This window comes from Streptomyces sp. NPDC048566, assembly GCF_043199735.1.
Lineage (GTDB): Bacteria > Actinomycetota > Actinomycetes > Streptomycetales > Streptomycetaceae > Streptomyces.
In genome coordinates, this window is sequence record NZ_JBICWL010000016.1 from 1 (window position 1) to 17,742 (window position 17,742).

A 17,742-nucleotide genomic window follows, 5' to 3' on the forward strand; every position below is an offset into this window, starting at 1 on the left:
CCGCCCAGCCCGGTGCGCAGCCGCCCTGCCCGCCCCACCCGGTAGACGTCCGTCACGTCCGTGTACATCGACGGCCAGATCAGGAAGATGCCGTAACCGATCTTGCCGGGTTTCGCGCCGCTGTAGCGGCAGGCCGACGCATGGCCGAACTCGTGGAAGACCAGCGACGTGACGGTCAGCGCGAAAACGATCAGCATCCAGATCGGCTGTTCCAACACCCGCAGCACCGGGGTCATCGCGCCATGGATACCGAACAGCCACACATCCATGACAACGGTCGCGGACAACGCCAACGCCACCAGCGCCGGCCGGTGCAGCCACGCCAGCGCCCCAGCGATCCGCGCCACCTGCTCCTCACGGAAGACAACCCTGTGGCCCTTCAGGGCCAACAGCAGATCCGAACGGGGCGCCGGCGCGTCATCCGCGCCGCCATCGCCCCCGGCACCGGCGTCGGTGCCGGTTTTCGCGGCCGACAGGACACCGAGCGGGAAGAGTTTGCTGTCCAGCAGATAGGCCACGTTGTCCACGGTGACCTCATCGCCGAAACGGGCACTGACGTAGTGCGAGATCCCCTCGGTGTCCCGGATCCCGTCGATCGCGCTGACCACCAGGTACAGCAGCCGGGACAACTGCACCACCTGACCGTCCCCGCGGCGCACGAGGTACTTCGGCTCGGTGAACCCCGACCCCTTGTACTCCCCCAGACGTTCAAGGCCCGCACTCAACCGCGGCACCGGCACAACCGGAGACGCGGGCGTGCGAAGCCGTATCGTGCGGGCATCCGCCTGCAACGGGATCGTGGCATCACCGCACGCGGTCGGGTCCTGGCCGTCCAGGGGCTGGGTGTGCGACACGCCGACAGCGTCGGGGCTGCGCTCTCCGAACACTGCCACCTCTTCTCTCCTCCTGATACGGGAAAACACCAGCAGCGAGCAGCACGGCCCGGACGGTAGAAACCGGCCGGCCCCGCCCCCCGCACGTGAACAGCGGCCCAGCGACACCCCCCCGGCTGTACCCGGCAGTCGAAGACCACCGGCACGGACGGGAGTCCATGACGGCCATCAACCCAAGCCCCGGGGATGCCTGTCAGCCGGATGTACCGGGCCGGGCCTACCCCGCCCAGGCGGCAGACCAGGTGCGCCGAGGCCCGGTACACCAGCCCCCCGATACACCGGGGCACGACCCACCGCAGGCCCAGCCCACCGCAGGCCCGGTATACCGGCGCCCGACCGGGCCCACCCGCCCGGAAGGGGGCCGGCCTGCCGGCGGACCGGCCCCACTGGGAGCCGGCCCACCGAGGGCCCCACCCACCGGGCCTGGCGTACCGAAGCCAGGCGCACCACGGCCTGGCCGGGCCCCACCCGCCCGGAGGCGCGAGCCCACCGGCGAACCGGCCCTCACCGGGAGCCGAACCACACAAGGATCGACCCACCGCAGGCCCGGCATACCGGGGCCCGGCCAGACCCATCCGCCCGGAAAGGGAGCGGGCCCACCGACGGAACCGGCCCACCGGAGGTGAGCCCTGCCAAGACCCGGCGTAGACGGGCCTGGCGTACCAAGGCCAGACGCAACCGGGGCCCAGGCGGGCCCACCGGAGGCCCCCTACCACCGCCCGGCGCAACCGGGGCCCGGTGACCGGGCCTGGGCGGGCCCGCCCGCCCGGAAGGGGGGGGCGGGCCCGCGGGTGGACCGGTCCTGCCGGGGCCCGTCGTACCGGGGCCCGGCCGACCGGGAGCCGGCCCGCAGAGGGCTCGCCCTACCGAGGCCCGGCCCACCAAATCCCGGTGTAGCCGGGGCCCGGGGGCCCACCCGTCCGGAAGGGCAGCCGGAGGGGTGGGGCCCACGGGAGTGGGGCCGGGTCTGCCGGGCCTACCGGAGGGCCGGCTCGTCGAAGGAGTAGGGACTGGAGAAGGTTGGGCCCGCAGGGGGGCCGGGTCTGGCCCCGGGCGGGTGGGCCGGTCCCGCCCCTTTCCGGTGTGCCTCCCGAAAGGGGCGGGTCCGCCGAGGGGGCGGGCCGCAACCTGTGCCGCATCGCCGCCGGCCGGTACGGCCTGCCCCTTTCGGCAGTCCTGTGACGGAAGCCCCCTGCGGCCGGCGGTCCTCCCGCAGCGGCCGGGCCGGCGAACACCGGTCCGGCGCGCTGCGGGCACCGGCCCCCTTTGAGGACCGGTGCCGCCCCGGGGCGCGGCCGGGCTTACTGGTGGACGCTGATCGCCTGCGTGGCCTGCGACTGGGCCACCGCGAACGGCGAGAAGGAGTTCGCCGCCAGCGACTCGTTGTGCGCACCGACGGCCGCGGCCTTGTGCGAGATGTTGGTGGTCTTGGCGAAGCTGAACGACAGCTTGCCCAGCGCCTCACGACCGGGAAGCAGCTCGGCGGACTCGGCCTCAAGCTTTGCGATGTCCATGATGAAAACCTTTCAGATGTCGATACAGAGGGACTCCGGACGCCACAGCCCGCGGGAACGCCCCGTCCATGGACGTGCGGAACCCGAAACGGCACGGACACCCGCCCGCGCTCAGCCCGAAAGGCTGAATCGCGGACGAACACCTGCCGCCAGGCCCGGGACAGGGAGTAGAACCGTTCCCTGACCATTCACGTGGGCCGCGGAGTTTCCCGCTCCTGGCAGAGAGCGGGAGACACCACAACCGTTGTCCGGAGTTACCGGACAACTCGTCCGATGACGTTGGACAGTAGCGGACGGACAGACGACTGCGCAAACTCCTCAACACGGACCTACACCCGTAAAACGCACAAGAGTTCACCCCTCCCCTATTCCCCCCACCGGCGCGAGGGGCCCCACCCACCCCGCAGCCGGGCCGGACGGCCCCGGGCATCACGTCGATCCCAGCACCCGGCCACAGCACCGCATCTGACGGACCACCAGCAAACCTGGGCGTCGCGGGCTCTAGCTTTGACACGGATCTGACGGGCCGCCAGCCGAGCCTGGAGGGTCCGCATCGAGTTCCGGAAACCACCGCGGACCTGACGGGACGTCAGTAAAACTCGCAGGAGCTTCGGCGAACCCGTGCCGGCCGCGCGTACCTGTCGGATCACTCGTTGGGACCCCGGGCGGCTTGTCGACGAACCCAGATTCAAGCGAACGTACCTGACGATTCATCATCGGCAGAGACCTCGCCGAGCGGCGCGACCGCGACGCCATCGCCCTCGGCGCGGTGGCCACCACCGCCGACCGGGTCTTCCTCTACGCGGGCCGGGACCGGCTCGCCGAACTGCGCCGGGTCATCGGGCCGCTCGCGCGTAAACTGGCCATCCGGCTCGCCGCGCGCCGCAGGAGCGGAGCACCGGCGGACCCCATGGACCCGGTGGGCCCGGTGGGTGATCAATGCGCGCCGCCCCGCCGGAAACCGAACTACCCTATCGACCACGAACCCACGGACCGCTCCACCGGGATTCCCTGTCCGGTCAACGCCGTCAGGCCAGCGCGACCCCGCCGGGGAACCGGGAGCAACCATCCGGGTGGGGGCGGCAAGCCGACCGGCCGCGATCCGGTGCACGACCTCGGACGGCAGCCCGCGACAACTTCAGACAGCACACCGGCCGAAGCAGCCGGCTCCGTGGGCCGGCAGGCGACCCGCGGCCCACAGGACCGGCGCCATCCACCCCCGGCCCCGACGGCCTCACGGGCAGGACGACCCCGCGATCCCGAAAGGCCCTGCCCCTATTCCGACCCGCACCAGCCCCGTTCCCTCACCGGCGCTCCGACCGGCCTTCGACGACGCCGAAGAACCGGCCGCGAAGAGCCCGGCGACCCGGTAGCCGACCGTGACAGCGCCGACCCGGACACCCCACCTCCTCACCCGTTTCGCACACTCCTCCACCACTGCGCACGACACGAGTGAGCAACCGGCAGCCGGCCCGGCGACGGGCGGGCCGCCAGGCTGACGCTCTCCGGCCGCAGCGACCGCCGGCCGGGGCCGTGCACGCCGCCCCGGCAGCGAGCACGGAGGACCACCCCCACTTCCCCACCACCGACCAAGGACCCACTCCGAACAACGACCCGCTCAGTGCCATCCCGATACCCACGCCGACCTGCGAGCGGACGCAGGCCTTCGCAGGCATCACCGCGGAACGGAAGAGCGCGGCGGAGAAGGCGCACGAGGCCCTGCCTCCGGCCACCACCCCGCCAAGACAACGACAGCCGTAGCGACAACGGCGACGGCGCACCCTGCCCGACGGTGGCATGCAGGCAGCGGTCCCGCCCGGGAACCACCCCGGCCCCATCCGGCACCACGCGACCGGGCCACCCGCCGACAACACACCGCACCAGGGCGCCTGCCCCGGGCTCCTGCACGGGCAGGTGCAGTGCAGCCAGTGTCCTGCAAGGACACTCGCTCGTTAGGGCGCGTGTGATGTCAGCCGCTGGTACATCAGCATCCCGTCGCGGCCCCAAACTCCCGCCGCTGCTGCTCTCGCCACAAGAGCACACCACGCTCGAACGCTGGGCACACCAGCCCCACACACAGGGGCAGGCACAGGCCCTGCGCGCCCGCATCGTGCTGGCATGCGCAGGCCCCCAGACGCCACCGATCACCCAGGTCGCCGCCCAACTACACGTCGCCGCCGACACCGTCCGCAAATGGCGACGCCGCTTCCTCGCCGAACGCCTGAACGGCCTCACCGACAAACCCCACCACCACGCGACCACCATCACCGCAGCCGCCGTCGGCCGGGCACCGCTGCAAGCACCGGGGCAACGCGCCGAACTCCGCAACGCCCACCGGCGCATCACCCGACTGCAAACAGAACTCGCCATCCACCTCCGCGCCGCGGAACTCCTCGCCAACAACCCCCACACGACAGAGACCCCCCGCACCACCCGGTGACCACCTCACTACCAACCACCGAACACGGCACGACCGGCAGACCACGCGAGCAACCCCGCCGCAACGTCCCGGCGCGGCCCTCACGGTGCCATCCCCCGCGGCGCCATCCGCGCCGCTCACCGGCCGGGCCAACAGCGCTGAACACGGGGGTGGATGATCAGGAAGGCGGCAACACCGCGGAACCTGCCGGTGGGGTGCGTGGTGGAGCCACCTGGATCAGAATCCGATTGCACCTTCGCGGCCAGGTGCGCATCCTGCCGGGATGCGCTTCTCCATCAACATCCCCAACTTCGGTGACTTCGCCGATCCCCGTAACGTCGCGACGGTGGCGGCTGCCGCCGAAGGGGCCGGCTGGGACGGACTCTTCGTCTGGGACCACGTACTGCACCGACAACACCAGGGACGCCCCTTCGCCGACCCCTGGATGCTGCTGACCGCGGCCGCGCTGGCGACCTCGCGGATCCGGCTGGGCACCTTGCTGACGCCGATCCCCCGCTATCGTCCACAGCAACTTGCCCGCCAGGTGGCCACCCTGGACCATCTCAGCAACGGCCGGGTGATCTTCGCTGCCGGCCTGGGCGGCCCGGTCGAGGACGAATACCGCAGCTTCGGCGACACCGCTCAGCCACACGTCCTGGCCGAGCGGCTGGACGAGGGACTGGAGTTGCTGAAACGCTGGTGGTCGGGCGAGCCGGTGAACCACCACGGCCGCCACTACCAGGTCCGGAACGTGACGCTGCTGCCCGCAACCGTGCAGCGCCCCCGCCCGCCGGTATGGATCGGCGGGTTCTGGCCGCGTCGCCCGCCGATGCGGCGAGCAGCAGGGTGGGACGGCGCGGTGCCTCTTTTCGAGACCGCCCGGCATGGATACGTGCCCGAGGCGGCAGAGGTAAGGGACCTTGTCGACTATGTGCGCAGGCACCGCCCGACCGAGGCCGAGCAGCCCTTCGAGTTCGTGCTCGGCGGCGCCACAGCCCCGGACGCCGCGAAAGCCACGGACGTGATCGGTCCGCTGCACGATGCCGGCGCCACCTGGTGGGACGAGCGGCAGGTCCAAACCGGCCCCGATCTGGACTGCCTACCCGCGGTGATGCGCCGGATCGATGCAGGACCACCGGTCATCTGATCAACCTTCCGAGGACGCGCCGGGTTCGCCGGCACGGTTGCCCGGCCGCCTGTCGGGCCGGCAGCCAGGCCGTTCATGACGACCTGGTGGATCAGCCGGTCCAGTAGAGACTCGGCGACGACGAGGATGAGGAAGAGGAGAATCCCGTCGCCGGGCACCCGGCTACCGGTATCGATCAGAGATCAGCCCTGCCGTTCGCACGTGGTCTGGTTCGGGCGGGGGCGGCTGCGTAGGTGAGACGAACGTGTCTCCGAGACCAGCGGGGATGGCGGAGCGGCCCCCTTCCTCGACGGACCTCGCCAGCTCTCGAAGCAACCACCTGCGACCAGTGGTGTCGCCGGAACCCCGGAGAACTACGACGAGTTCGGCTGCTCGGTCTCGGCGGGCGACGTCAACGGCGACGGCTACGCGGACCTCGCCGTCGGTGTCCGGGGCGAGGAGATCGACGGCCGGGAATACGCCGGCGGCGTGCACGTCTTCAAGGGACGGGCGACCGGCCTGTCCGGTACCGGATCGCAGTGGTTCGCCCGCAACACGCCGGGCGTGCCGGGTGCGTTGACGGCGGACGACGAGTTCGGTGGCCTGGTGCGACTGCGCGATACGAACAGGGACGGGAAGGCCGACCTGTTGGCGAGCGGCGCCGGCGATCTACTCCTGCCGGGCTCTGCCGGCGGTATCACTTCGACGGGGGCGAGCGCATACAACGCGGTGCCCATCGACGGCTTCCTGCAGTAGTTCCCGCCAGCGGCCGTTCCCTTCCGGGAAGGGTCGCGGTGGTGTGGGCGACGGTCGCCCGGTGGCTGCCGAAGGGCCCCCTCGCCCTCGTGCGCGCGGTCGCCTCCGTCCACCGGAGGTTGCCCGGATCGCCGTCGTGCGAGGCCGGGGGCTGTGTCGGCCGAGGACGGAGGGGTTTCAGCGCAGCAGGAGGCTGATGGCGATCGCCAGTCGGTCGAGGTAGAACTCCCGTGATGCGGCCTGGTGCTTGAGGCCGATCGAGGAGCTGATCATCGTCTGGGCGAGGGGGCGGGCGGCCTCGCGTCCCGACTCGACGGCGATCGCGTCGGTGATCAGTTCCTCGAAACGGCGTGGCATGGTGTCGACGATCGGTCCGAGGAGGTCGGGATGGGCCTCGACAACGGCCGGGATGTCCCGGGTCAGCGGGCCGATGTAGCGGCCCGCCCACTGGTCGAACGCTTCGAGGAGTCGCTCGGAAAGAGGGCGACTGTCGTCGGTCAGGACTCGTTCGGCAGCGGTGACGTCGCGTTCCAGGGTCTGGGTGACCGCGGCACGGAACAAGGTCTCCTTGGAGGAGAAGAGGAAGTAGAGCCCGGGGCGGGAGATGTGAGCCGCCCGCGCCACTTCCTCCATCGAGGTCTTCCGGTAGCCGTAGCGCGCGAACGTGGCCATCGCGGATTCCAGAACCATGGTGCGACGGTCGGTATCGGCTACCGCGGCCTGCTGAGGGACGGCGTCGGGACGGCTCATGCATCGAGGATACGAGCACGAGACGCACTATACAAATGGAGACTAGTCCATATAGTGGCCGCCATGAACGCAGGCCACCTCATTCGCACGCCCTTCACCTCTTCCACCACCGCGGGCAGCGTGCTGCGGGACATGGACCTCTCCGGCGTCCGCGCGATCGTGACGGGAGCCACCTCCGGAATCGGGATCGAGACGGCGCGCGCACTGACCGCCGCCGGAGCGGACGTGACGCTCGCCGTTCGGAACACCTCCGCCGGCGAGGCCGTCGCCCAGCAGATCGCGGCATCGACCGGAAGGATCCGTCCCCGCGTCACCCGGCTCGACCTCGCCGACCCGGGGACCGTCACACGGTTCGTCGAGACGTGGGACGACCCGCTCCACCTGCTGATCAACAACGCCGGCGTCGTCACCGGCGGCCTCGAACGGACGCGGGAGGGCTGGGAGCTGCAATTCGCCACGAATCATCTCGGCCACTTCGCGCTGGCCACCGGTCTTCACCCCGCCCTGGCACAGGGAGCGGCCGAACGCGACGGAGCACGGATCGTCTCCGTCAGCTCGACCGCGCACATGCGGTCGGGCATCGACTTCGACGACCTCCACTTCGAGCGCCGCGGCTACGACCCGCAGATCGCCTACGCCCAGTCGAAGACGGCGAACTCCCTCTTCGCCGTCGAGGCGACCCGCCTCTGGTCGTCCGACGGCATCGTCGCCAACGCGGTGAACCCCGGCGGTGTCGCCACGGGACTGCAGCGGAACTTCACACCGGAGCAGAAGGCGTCGCTGGACGCTGCCGAGGCCGCCGGGATCTTCACCTACAAGACGGTCGAGCAGGGAGCCGCCACCAGCATCGTCGCAGCCGTCGCCCCCGAGTTCGCCCATACCGGGGGCCACTACCTCGACGATGGACAAGAGGCCTACACCGTGCCGGACGACGCCGACCTGGCCCAGCACCCGCACGGTGTGAAGAAGTGGGCACTCGACCCCGCCATCGCCGAACGCCTCTGGAAGGTCTCGACCGACCTGCTTGCCGTGTGACCCCTCGCGCGACACCGGACTGCGCCGAGCCGGCACGCCCACCGGTACGCCCCCGGCAGCCCCTGCCCGATCGGGACCCGCCCATCACGTCCACGCGCGTCCCCGTCGTGCCCGCGCAGGGCCCTCGACCGGCACCTTTCCCGCCCGCTGCCGTGTCTCAGTCTCACCCCGGGCAGAGCGAAGGCGGAGCCGGCACGGCCCTACGGGGCGGGCGTCTGCGGCAGCCCGGCGAGCCGCCGCAGTGGTCCGGTCACCGGGATGGACGCCAGATCCGGGTCGATGATCCGGTGGAGCACCAGCCCGTCGAGCAGCGCGAGCAACACCACGGCGGTGGCCTCGGCGTCGCCCGGGTCGGCGCCGACGGCCTGCCGCTGGCCGGCCACCCAGCGGGCCAGCGCGTCACGGCATTCGTGGAGGACCTTGCCGAGTTCCTCGCGGAGCCGCTCGTGCCGGGTGGAGGCGAGCAGCGTCTCGCTGAACAACGTCGTGTTCTGGCCGCCCGCCGCGTACCGGGCGATCTCGTCCAGGAAGAACGCCAGGCCGGTCCCGGCGTCGGCGCCCGCACGCAGCCCGGCGAGCATGGCGTCCACCTCCTCGCGCAGCGCGGCGAGAGACGCCTCCACGAGGAGGTTGTCAACGGAGCGGAAGTGGTAGTGCACCAGCGCCGGGCGCACCCCCGCACGCTCGGCGACGCGACGGGTGGACACCGCGCCCCAGCCGTCCTCGACGATCAGTTCGGCGGCGGCACGCAGCAGCCGGGACCGGGTCTCCCGGCCGGCTTCCTGCGAGGTCGGTGTCATGGGGGCGTCTCTTTCTCTGTGCCTCTCGGCGGCTTGGGCGTTCGGCCAAAGCGTAGAGGTGGCCGATCACCCGGGCAAACGCCGCCCTCACGCCCGGGCTGGGGCGGCCTCATTGCGCTCGCTCCCGCACGACGCGCGCGATGTCGAGGCGCCGCACGGCCCGCAGGGCCGGCAGTTGTGAGACGCCGGCCGCTGCCACGACGCTCACGGCGGCAAGCAGCAGCGCAGGCCAGCCGAGGTCGAGCCGTATGGTGAACAGGTCCGTACTGAACGACTTCATGAACGCCCACGCCACCGCCGCGCCCGCCGCGAGCCCGGCCGGTACCGCCAGCAGCGTGGCCGTCAGGTTCTCCACGGCCAGCGCACCGGCGACCCGGCGCAGCGGCACACCGGCGGCTCGCAGCGTGGCCAACTCGCCCGTGCGTTCGGCGACGTTGACCGTCATCGTCACGTAGATCACGGCGAAGGCGAGGATGCCGCCGAGGAGCAGCATGACGGCGATGAAGATCCAGAAGAGCTTCAAGTAGGCGTCGACCTGGTCGCGCAGCGCTTGGGCGTCCGTGTAGGCGACGACGCCGTCGAGCCCGGTGGCCTCGGTTCGCAGCCGGTCGCGGTCGGCACCGTCGCCGAAGCGGAGCAGGTAGCTGTTGGTCGAGGTTCCGGTCGCTGCCCTGACGGTGTCGAGGGAGCCGTAGAGCGACGTGCCCACGGGTTCCCGGACGAATCCGGCGAGCGTGACCTGGCGGGCGGTGCCGTCGGGCCCGGTGACGATGAGCCGGTCACCGGCGCCGACGTGCAGTCGTTCGGCGAGCGCGGATCCGGCGAGCACCCCGTGGGTGGGCAGCGCGCGGGTGTGCCCGTTGCGGTCGAGGAAGACGTGCAGGGAGGTGTCCGGTCGGTAGCCGGTCAGCGAGGTGCTGTAGGAGGAGGAAGAAGGGGAGGAGCCGTCACCGCCGGGAGCGGCGGGGGCGACCGTCACGGCGGTGACGGCCGACAGCTCGACTCGGGTGACGCCGGGCAGGGCGGCGAGCCGGTCGGCGAGTGCGGAGTCGCCGGGATGGGCGGCGGTCACCGTGGCGTCCTGCCGCTGCACGGTGTCGAACTGCACGTGCAGGGCCGTTCGCATGCTGGTGAGCATGCCGATGGAGGTCAGGACGAGGACGAGCGCGAGGACGGCGCCGCTCATCGTGGCGGCGGTACGACGCCGGCTGCGGCCGAGGTCGCGCAGCGCCATCCGCCAGCCGACCGGCAGGCGGTGGGCGTGGGCGAGCGCTGTGGCGATCCGTCCCGGCCTACGCGGCCGAGAGGTGTCGCCGCGCATCGCCTCGGCGGGCGCCGTGCGGGCGGCGGTGACGGCCGGCGCACCGCCGGCGACCAGACCCACGACGATGCCGAACCCCAGGCCGATCAGGATCGTCGGCACGTGCCGCCCCACGACGGTGTCCGGGATGCCGAGCGCCTCGGTGTAGGCACGGGTCACCGCGGCGGTGGCCACCGCCCCGAGGCCCACACCGGCGATCGCGCCGGCCGTTGCCGAGACGACCGCGTGGCTCAGATAGTGCCGCACGACCGCGCCCCGCGGGGCCCCGGCGGCGAGCAGGGTGCCGATGACGCGGCGTTCGGCGAGGACCAGGCGGGTGATCAGGACGTACGCGGCGACGCCCGCGGCGGACAGGAACAGCAGCGGGAAGGCGACCGCGATCTCCTGGAACCCCTTCAGATCCTCGGCGAGTGTGGCGTTGGAGGGCTGGTCCGAGCGCGGCTCGACGTGTACCGCGCCGGCGTCGCGCCATTGCCTGGTGATCCGGTCGGCGGTGGCGGAGCCGCTGTGCGGAATGAACTCGACGAGCGCCTCGTTCGGCGCGCTCGCCCCGGAGAGCGCACGGGCGGTGGACTCCGGCACGTACAGGGCGGCGAAGGAATGCGGGTCGGACAGGGCGGACTGCCGATCGGGGGCGGGCCACAGGTATTCGGGCGATTCGGCGACGCCGCGCACGGTGAGGGTGCGCCAGGTATGGCCGTCGTAGGCGCGGACGCGGTCGCCCGGCTTCATGCCGAAGGTGTCGGCGGCGTGCCGTTCGATGACGGCGCCGTGCGCGTCACCGGCGGCGGGCATGCTGCCGGCGGTGACGTCGAACCGGTCGACGGCAGGTGGCCGGCCGTTGTCGGGCAGGCCGACGACGCGGCCTTGGAGCTTCTGGCCGTCGATGGCGAGCGGCATGTCGGCCCGCGTGCGGGCGGTCACGGCGGCGACGCCGTCGGCGTGGCGGACACGGTCGGTGAGCTTGCGAGCGTCGGGGGCGGTGGCCGTGAGATCGGCGAAGTGGAGGCGGCTGTAGGTGCGTTCGTAGGACGAGTCGAGGTTGAGGTAGGCGTCGTGGCTGGCGACGAAGAGGGTGACCCCCAGCATCACGGTGACCGCCACCGCGGCGAACTGGGCGATCCTGCGCCGCAGGTCGCGGCGGGTCTTGGTGAGCAGGATGTGGCGCACGGCGGGACCCCTCACCAGCTGACGGAGGATACGTCGGCGGGTGTGGCCCGCCGGTCGACGGACTCCACGCGCCCGTCGCGCATGTGCACGACGCGGTGGGCCAGGGCGGCGATCCCGGCGTTGTGGGTGACCATGAGGACGGTGCGTCCCTCGCGGTTGCTGCGTTGCATCAGCTCGAGGATGCGGCGCCCGGTCGCGGTGTCGAGGGCACCGGTCGGCTCGTCGGCGAGCAGCAGGTCCGGGTCGGTGACCAGGGCGCGGGCGATGGCGACGCGCTGCTGCTGCCCGCCCGAGAGCTGCGCGGGGAAGTGGTCCATCCGGTCGCCGAGCCCGACGTCCTGGAGGAGTTCCACGGCGCGCGCCCGGTCTCCCTGCCCGGTCAGTTCGGCGATCACCTCGACGTTCTCCCGGGCGGTCAGTGTCGGCACGAGGTTGAAGAACTGGAACACGAACCCGATGTGCTCGCGCCGGAACGCGCTGAGCGCGGCCGGTTTCCGGTGACTGATGTCCTCCTCGGCGACGGCGATCCGCCCCGCGTCGGCCGCCTCGATCCCCCCGATGAGATTGAGCAGGGTCGTCTTGCCCGAGCCGCTGGGCCCCAGCACGACGACCATCTCACCCGGCTCGACGTCCAGGTGGACGTCCCGCAGTGCGTGCACCGCGGCCTCGGCCGTCCCGTACGTCTTCTCCACTCCTCGTAGCCGCACGCTGCCGCGCCGCCGCACGGGAGCCGTCGCCTCGCCCACTTGCGCACCTCTCGCTCTCCTGTGTGCTCTCCACACACTCCTGTTTGGTCGAACGCCCAAAGCGTACGCCTTGGGCAGTCGCCCAAACAAGAGGTGTGCCACACGAGAACGAGCGCGCCGGCCACTGCCCTGCGTCCAGACGGCCTCCGGGGCTTCCAACGGAAGCCCTTTCACGCCGACCCGGGTCCGCTCGGCGGCCGGGCACGCGGGGAACCACCGGCGCCTCGACAAGGACCGGGGCGGCGTGGCGCCGCCATCCGACCGATCCTCGGCGCCGACCACAGGGAGGCTCCGGCAGCGATCGTCCCGCTCGACTGCGGGGGCTCGGCCAGACCGACGCCGCCACGAGACGGCACCCGGTTCGGCCTCCCCCGGATCCAACAAGGACGCCACGCCAAGGACAGCCCTCGTTCCCCATCGTCGCGATCGGGCTTGCAGGCGTTCAGCGCATACGCCGGCTCGGCCCCCCGCTGAACGGCCGGCCTTCATCGGAGGCGGCGCCGACCCCCTGGCGACCCGATCGGTCGACGACTTCGGCGCGACATCCAGGGCGTGTCATGTTCGGGCCAGCGGCCGGGCCCTTCTGCCGGGACGGTCCGGGAGCGCCCCGGCCGCTCGTGCACCATCGGGAAAGGCGGTCGACGACACTGTGGTGCACGGTCTGCCGACAGACCATCGCGGTCAGGCTCCGACGGCGCCCTGACGGTGGCCCCCAGACGGACAGAGCGGCAAGCCCCCTGTCCGACCGCCTGACGGGCCGACCGGAGCAGCCCTCATCCTCCTTCCGCGCCCGAAGGCGCCACACCTGCCCGGGATCGCGCAACGCCCTCAGGCCAACCGGCAGTCGTTGCCGCCGACTTCACGGGCCCCCGTCTGGGGATACCGTTCGGGCGCGCTCGCCCGCCGCAAGATTCCCGTCCATGCGGCGCAGGCTGCGTGACGGCAGGCCGTGGAGATGACCGACGAGACACGCTCCGCGGTCTCGCCGCGCGCACCGACCTCCGCAAAGGCGAACTTCACTTCGGCTCCCGCGACATGCGCACGCCCCGTTCGCGGCCCGTCGGCCGGGCCCGGCCGACGGGCCGCCGCCTCACCAGGTGTGGGCGACGTCGACCACCAGGCGACCGGAGAGCTGCGTCACCCGAAACGGCAGCCGGGCCCGCACACCGAGTCCCACCTGGGTGACACCCTCGAAGCTCGCGCCGAACTTCGCATCCCGGAAGGTCTTGTAGCCGGTCAGATTGACGCCGGGAAGGGCCCGGCCACCCCGGCCGGGATAGGTCGCGACGTTCGTCTCCGGGTCGTACGACGGGGAGGACACGACGATTTCGATGATCGCACCACCGGAGATCGGGATGCGGATGCCGGACGGATCCTGGTAGAAGGCGTCGACGTAGTGCATGGTGTACCCGATCCCCGTCGCGCCGGCGGCGGGCACGTCGAAGACCATGCGGTCGTAGCAGTCGTGGCGCCCCGTCCTGATGTCCGTCAGAGACCCGCCGGCGGTGTCCGCCGCGGTCTTCGGGAGACTCCCCCAGCCGGTCGGGCAGACGACGGCGCTCGTGGCCGCGCCGGCGGGGGCGGGCGCGGCCACGACCGCACCGACACCGGCCATCGACAGGGCGGCGAGCACCGCCATGGATCGTCTCGTACGCATGATTCCCCCTGGGGTTCGCGGCTCTTCATCCGACTGCCATATACGACATGCCGGTCACCGTTTTGGTTGTACGGACCGCCCGGAATCGTGCTCTGCCGGCGTGCACGTTTCCGCGGCACGCTCTGGTACCGGCGGAAGGGCCGCTCCTCGTGACGCGATCCCCCGTCCCGCACACCCTCCCCCAGCAGCGCAATCCCGCCGAGCCGAGAGGTCGGCGGCTCCGACGGATGCCCGACACGACGCTGCCGTGAGACGAGGTGACGGCGAGCCGGGTGCGGTGGGCGATACCTCAGTCCATGGCGGCACCGTCCCCTCGCCGATGTTGATCAGTCCAGGAGTGAGTCGTGAAGTCCGTCGTGGTACGCGCGGCGACCTGAGGACAAAGGGATCCGCCTCGCCGATGCCCGGCCATGCGTGCCCCCCTGGCCGTCCGCGTCACCGTAGGCCAGGCCAGCGACGCTCCAGCCTTCGAGGCCGTCGTGGCCTGCATCCATGTTCCGCGAAGCGGGCCCGGAAAGCAGAGGACCCGACTGCGTGCCGTGCCGGCGGGCCCGGCCTCCGGACGGTACACATCGAGAGCGCGTGCGTTCGTCGTGGCGGCGGGGGGCGCCCACGGTTTCGTCTCAGATGGCTCGACGATTCATCGGGGCTTCAAGAGGCGACGCTGCACCGCGGTGCCCGGCCTCGGCTTTGTCGACCGGGGCCAGGCATCCGGACTGTCGGGATCCGGCCGAGCGACAGGGGTCCTACTTGGCGGAATGGTCGATGACGTTGCCGTTAGAACAGTTGTTGGCGTGGTCGGTGATGTAATCGCCGAGGACCGGAACGACGGCGACCTCCTGCAGGCAGACTGCGGCCGCGGTGAAGTTCCAATTGCTGGCAGCGTTGATCGCGCCGCCGAAGTTGTCGTCGCTGTCGGCGTGGGCGGGCGCGACCATGGCCAGAGCGACCGTGGCGAGCGCGGCAGTGGTGATGATCTTTCGCATATCCGGCGTAACGATCATGGGGGCCGGGGGGTACGGGTACGTAGTCGACTCGTGCGGCGTGCGTCGGCAAGGCCGCGGACAGCTCCAGTTCTCCTCCGCTGGCGGCAACCGGTCGAGGCGGTCGGCGTGGGCGCATCCCGCGAAGGCCAGCGAGGGCGGGGAAGCCGCGGGGTAGGACGAACGCACCGCGGACCCGGCCCCAGGTGCCGCCCGCACCCCCGACACGACCCGTGGGTAGAGGCATCTCGCAGCGCCGGACTCTGCGGAACCGACCGCTTCGCACAGCCACTGCCCAGTACTGCAGCAACGTGTCGATGATGACCTGCGCAGGAGTCTCAAGGACGGCCACGGGCGAGCACTCCGCTCCATGCAGCTGCGGCTTGATCACCGCCCACCGACCGACAGCGACGTGTCATAGGCGGCTTGCACGCGCAGGCACACATGACGGTGATCTTCGCGGACTCAGAGACACGAAGATCACCGACCGTCTACGAAAGCAGAGGTCGATCAGTTACCCAACACCTTCTGAGCTTGCTCTTTAAGGTTTCTGTCGCCTCCCGGCGCAGAGTCACCTATGGTTCCAACCGCCGTTTGTCAGACCGCCTCGGTACGGTCGGCGCATGAGAGCTACTGCAACTTTCACCGTCAAAGCGTTCGTCCCGACTGAGGTGAAGCCCGAGCCTGCCGTTTCCACCGGGCTGCCGGTGAGTGTCGCGACGATGGAGAAACACTTCGAGGGAGAGGTCGTGGGGCGCGCGGCGACCCTGTTCACTGCCGCGTTCGACCAGTCGACCGGCGTCGGCACCTATGTGGCCATGGAGTCATTCGAAGGCTCGCTGCAGGGACGGGACGGGTCTTTCAACTTCGCGCACTCGGCGACAACATCCGGCAGCGACCGCACAGCGGAGTTCTTCACCGTCGTGCCTTCAAGCGGCACCGGCGAGCTGGCCGGGATCTCCGGAACCGGAGGCATGGCCGTTGACGCTGACGGCACGCATCGAATCTGGTTCGACTACCAACTCGACTAAGGGCTGGCCTTGTCGGTCTTGAACTATGCTCCGAACATCATCGTCCGAATGAGAATTCCGGGCGCGTGAACACGGCGCTCGTCTGGTCCTGTGCTCCTGCCAAAGATGCGCCTGAGCAGCACGACGGCCGTGAGGGACGGTGTCTGCCGCAACCTGACATCCAAGAGGAGCCGTTCGCGGTGGCGTCTCGCTTCCGAGATGACTTCTTCGACTGTCTGACAGCGCGGCGACACATTGTTCGAGCTGAGCGATGCGTTGCTGCGCGCGGACGGCCCGGTGACCACGCCGGTGGATCTCACGCTCACGGCCGAGCGCCGGCGCGGACACGGCACGATGCATGAAGCCTTGAACAGTGGGAACGTCGATGTGCCACGGCTGCGGCAGGTGCCGGCAGGGCTGCCGCAGCCCGAGGCCGCCGACGGGCGCCTGGTCCTGGCGGTGGACGTCACCCACTGGCGCACCGACCAGTGCAGCCCGCTTGTTCTGTCACGTATACGGCCGCAGCATCCGGCCTTCGGACCAGTTCGTGCCCGGCCGGCCCTACTCGTTCATCGCCGCCCTGGAGTCGGGGTCGGACCTCGTGGTGCCAGATCCTGGACGCCGTGCGGCTGGGGCCGGCCGACGATGTCGCCGAGGACCACTGCGGCTCAAGTCCGCCGGGTAGTTGAGGATCTCATCGACGTGGGCCGCCGGGAGGCGGGCGACCGCGACATCCTGATCGTCTCGGACGCCGGCTACGACGCTCCACGTATGGCCCACCTGCTGGAAGGACTGCCAGTGGAGGTCCTCGGGCGGATGCGCAAGCCGGTCCCGGTACCGTGGACCTCACCGCCGCAAGGCGGACGCCCGCCCAAGCACGGCAAGGAATGCCGCTTCGCCAAGCCGGACACCCGGGGCGAACTCAACGTCGCGACCGCGCAGGTCACCGACCGCCACGCCACCGTCCTCGCCATGGCCTTGGGACCGCATCCATCCTGGTCTGACCACCCGCTCCGCGAGGATCGACTACGCCAGTGAACTCCCCGATATTGAAGGCGCGTTGATCCACCCGGAGGTCGACCAACTGCCGGGCGGCCACGATCCACTTCCCGTCTGGCTATGGACGTCGGCCACCAGCCGAACCGGCGAGGACGACCTGCGCTGGTAGGCGTTCTTGCGCAGGGTCGACCTGGAGCACACCTTCCGGATGATCAAGCAGACCCTCGGCTGGACTCGCCCGAAGCTTCGCGACTGACCGGTGGACGTGGCTGGTCGTCGTGACCCACACCCAGCTCCGCCTCACCCGACCGCTGGCCGCAGATCTCCGCCGCCGTTGGGAGAAGCCGGCCGAACCCGGCCGACCCAACCCCCGCCCGGGTCCGCCGAGGTTCAGGAACCTCCGCCCGAAGCTGCCTTATCCGGCTCGTGTGCCGAAACCCAACCGGCCCGGCCCCGGCAGGCCCCTCGGCTCGAAGAACCCGCACCCCGCCACCCTCTATGACGTGGGCAAAACCGTCAGACCACCCGAGACCATCGCCGAACGTGACCAGGCCAGACCGTAA

The 17,742-nt window shown here is 70.9% G+C and carries 12 protein-coding genes and 3 pseudogenes; 7 read left to right on the forward strand and 8 right to left on the reverse strand.

The window, feature by feature from the left end; genetic code table 11:
- Positions 1–740 (reverse strand): annotated as a pseudogene (locus tag ACGFS9_RS22590) (hypothetical protein); the annotation flags it as partial.
- A 1,454-nt stretch (positions 741–2,194) separates the two neighbouring features.
- Positions 2,195–2,407: a hypothetical protein gene (locus tag ACGFS9_RS22595; RefSeq protein ID WP_393255584.1), complete on the reverse strand. Its 213-nt coding sequence runs from the start codon at positions 2,405–2,407 to the stop codon at positions 2,195–2,197.
- A 1,966-nt stretch (positions 2,408–4,373) separates the two neighbouring features.
- On the opposite strand from ACGFS9_RS22595, the gene ACGFS9_RS22600 reads away from it, so the two are divergent.
- From ACGFS9_RS22600 to ACGFS9_RS22615, 4 genes and pseudogenes are all read left to right on the forward strand, one after another.
- Positions 4,374–4,847, forward strand: coding sequence for a helix-turn-helix domain-containing protein (locus ACGFS9_RS22600; protein ID WP_393255585.1), 474 nt, complete (start codon positions 4,374–4,376; stop codon positions 4,845–4,847).
- Positions 4,848–5,109: 262 nt separating this feature from the next.
- Entirely contained in the window at positions 5,110–5,973 is an 864-nt protein-coding gene (locus ACGFS9_RS22605; RefSeq protein ID WP_393255587.1) for an LLM class flavin-dependent oxidoreductase, read from the forward strand.
- 378 nt (positions 5,974–6,351) lie between these two features.
- Positions 6,352–6,441, forward strand: a pseudogene (locus tag ACGFS9_RS22610) (hypothetical protein); the annotation flags it as partial.
- Positions 6,442–6,708, forward strand: a complete 267-nt coding sequence (locus ACGFS9_RS22615; RefSeq protein WP_393255589.1) for a hypothetical protein — start codon at positions 6,442–6,444, stop codon at positions 6,706–6,708.
- Between the two features lie 177 nt (positions 6,709–6,885).
- On the opposite strand, the gene ACGFS9_RS22620 is transcribed toward ACGFS9_RS22615, so the two are convergent.
- The gene (locus ACGFS9_RS22620; RefSeq protein ID WP_393255591.1) at positions 6,886–7,458 is read right to left on the reverse strand and encodes a TetR/AcrR family transcriptional regulator; all 573 of its coding nucleotides are present in this window, start codon (positions 7,456–7,458) and stop codon (positions 6,886–6,888) included.
- A 63-nt stretch (positions 7,459–7,521) separates the two neighbouring features.
- On the opposite strand from ACGFS9_RS22620, the gene ACGFS9_RS22625 reads away from it, so the two are divergent.
- Complete coding sequence (locus ACGFS9_RS22625) at positions 7,522–8,493, forward strand: SDR family NAD(P)-dependent oxidoreductase (RefSeq protein WP_393255592.1); 972 nt, start codon at positions 7,522–7,524, stop codon at positions 8,491–8,493.
- A 200-nt stretch (positions 8,494–8,693) separates the two neighbouring features.
- Here ACGFS9_RS22625 and ACGFS9_RS22630 read toward each other — a convergent pair whose 3' ends face one another.
- From ACGFS9_RS22630 to ACGFS9_RS22650, 5 genes are all read right to left on the reverse strand, one after another.
- The gene (locus ACGFS9_RS22630) at positions 8,694–9,293 is read right to left on the reverse strand and encodes a TetR/AcrR family transcriptional regulator (protein ID WP_393255593.1); all 600 of its coding nucleotides are present in this window, start codon (positions 9,291–9,293) and stop codon (positions 8,694–8,696) included.
- Positions 9,294–9,402: 109 nt separating this feature from the next.
- Positions 9,403–11,784, reverse strand: coding sequence for an FtsX-like permease family protein (locus tag ACGFS9_RS22635; protein WP_393255594.1), 2,382 nt, complete (start codon positions 11,782–11,784; stop codon positions 9,403–9,405).
- Between the two features lie 11 nt (positions 11,785–11,795).
- Positions 11,796–12,530 carry an ABC transporter ATP-binding protein gene (locus ACGFS9_RS22640; protein WP_393255596.1) on the reverse strand — a complete coding sequence of 245 codons (735 nt, stop codon included), beginning with the start codon at positions 12,528–12,530 and terminating at the stop codon, positions 11,796–11,798.
- Positions 12,531–13,620: 1,090 nt separating this feature from the next.
- A complete protein-coding gene (locus ACGFS9_RS22645; protein ID WP_393255597.1) occupies positions 13,621–14,187 on the reverse strand; it encodes a hypothetical protein in 567 nt (188 codons plus the stop codon).
- A 746-nt stretch (positions 14,188–14,933) separates the two neighbouring features.
- Positions 14,934–15,173, reverse strand: a complete 240-nt coding sequence (locus tag ACGFS9_RS22650) for a hypothetical protein (protein WP_393255599.1) — start codon at positions 15,171–15,173, stop codon at positions 14,934–14,936.
- A gap of 620 nt (positions 15,174–15,793) precedes the next feature.
- Here ACGFS9_RS22650 and ACGFS9_RS22655 point away from each other — a divergent pair.
- Both ACGFS9_RS22655 and ACGFS9_RS22660 read left to right on the forward strand, forming a co-directional pair.
- Positions 15,794–16,201: a DUF3224 domain-containing protein gene (locus ACGFS9_RS22655; protein WP_393255600.1), complete on the forward strand. Its 408-nt coding sequence runs from the start codon at positions 15,794–15,796 to the stop codon at positions 16,199–16,201.
- A gap of 143 nt (positions 16,202–16,344) precedes the next feature.
- A pseudogene (locus ACGFS9_RS22660) lies at positions 16,345–17,742 on the forward strand (transposase).

Coding starts and splice junctions, on each gene's coding strand:
- ACGFS9_RS22655 (WP_393255600.1), top strand. CDS start 15,794: ATGAGAGCTACTGCAACTTTCACCGTCAAAGCGTTCGTCCCGACTGAG.
- ACGFS9_RS22600 (WP_393255585.1), top strand. CDS start 4,374: ATGTCAGCCGCTGGTACATCAGCATCCCGTCGCGGCCCCAAACTCCCG.
- ACGFS9_RS22605 (WP_393255587.1), top strand. CDS start 5,110: ATGCGCTTCTCCATCAACATCCCCAACTTCGGTGACTTCGCCGATCCC.
- ACGFS9_RS22630 (WP_393255593.1), bottom strand. CDS start 9,293: ATGACACCGACCTCGCAGGAAGCCGGCCGGGAGACCCGGTCCCGGCTG.
- ACGFS9_RS22620 (WP_393255591.1), bottom strand. CDS start 7,458: ATGAGCCGTCCCGACGCCGTCCCTCAGCAGGCCGCGGTAGCCGATACC.
- ACGFS9_RS22645 (WP_393255597.1), bottom strand. CDS start 14,187: ATGCGTACGAGACGATCCATGGCGGTGCTCGCCGCCCTGTCGATGGCC.
- ACGFS9_RS22650 (WP_393255599.1), bottom strand. CDS start 15,173: ATGCGAAAGATCATCACCACTGCCGCGCTCGCCACGGTCGCTCTGGCC.
- ACGFS9_RS22595 (WP_393255584.1), bottom strand. CDS start 2,407: ATGGACATCGCAAAGCTTGAGGCCGAGTCCGCCGAGCTGCTTCCCGGT.
- ACGFS9_RS22625 (WP_393255592.1), top strand. CDS start 7,522: ATGAACGCAGGCCACCTCATTCGCACGCCCTTCACCTCTTCCACCACC.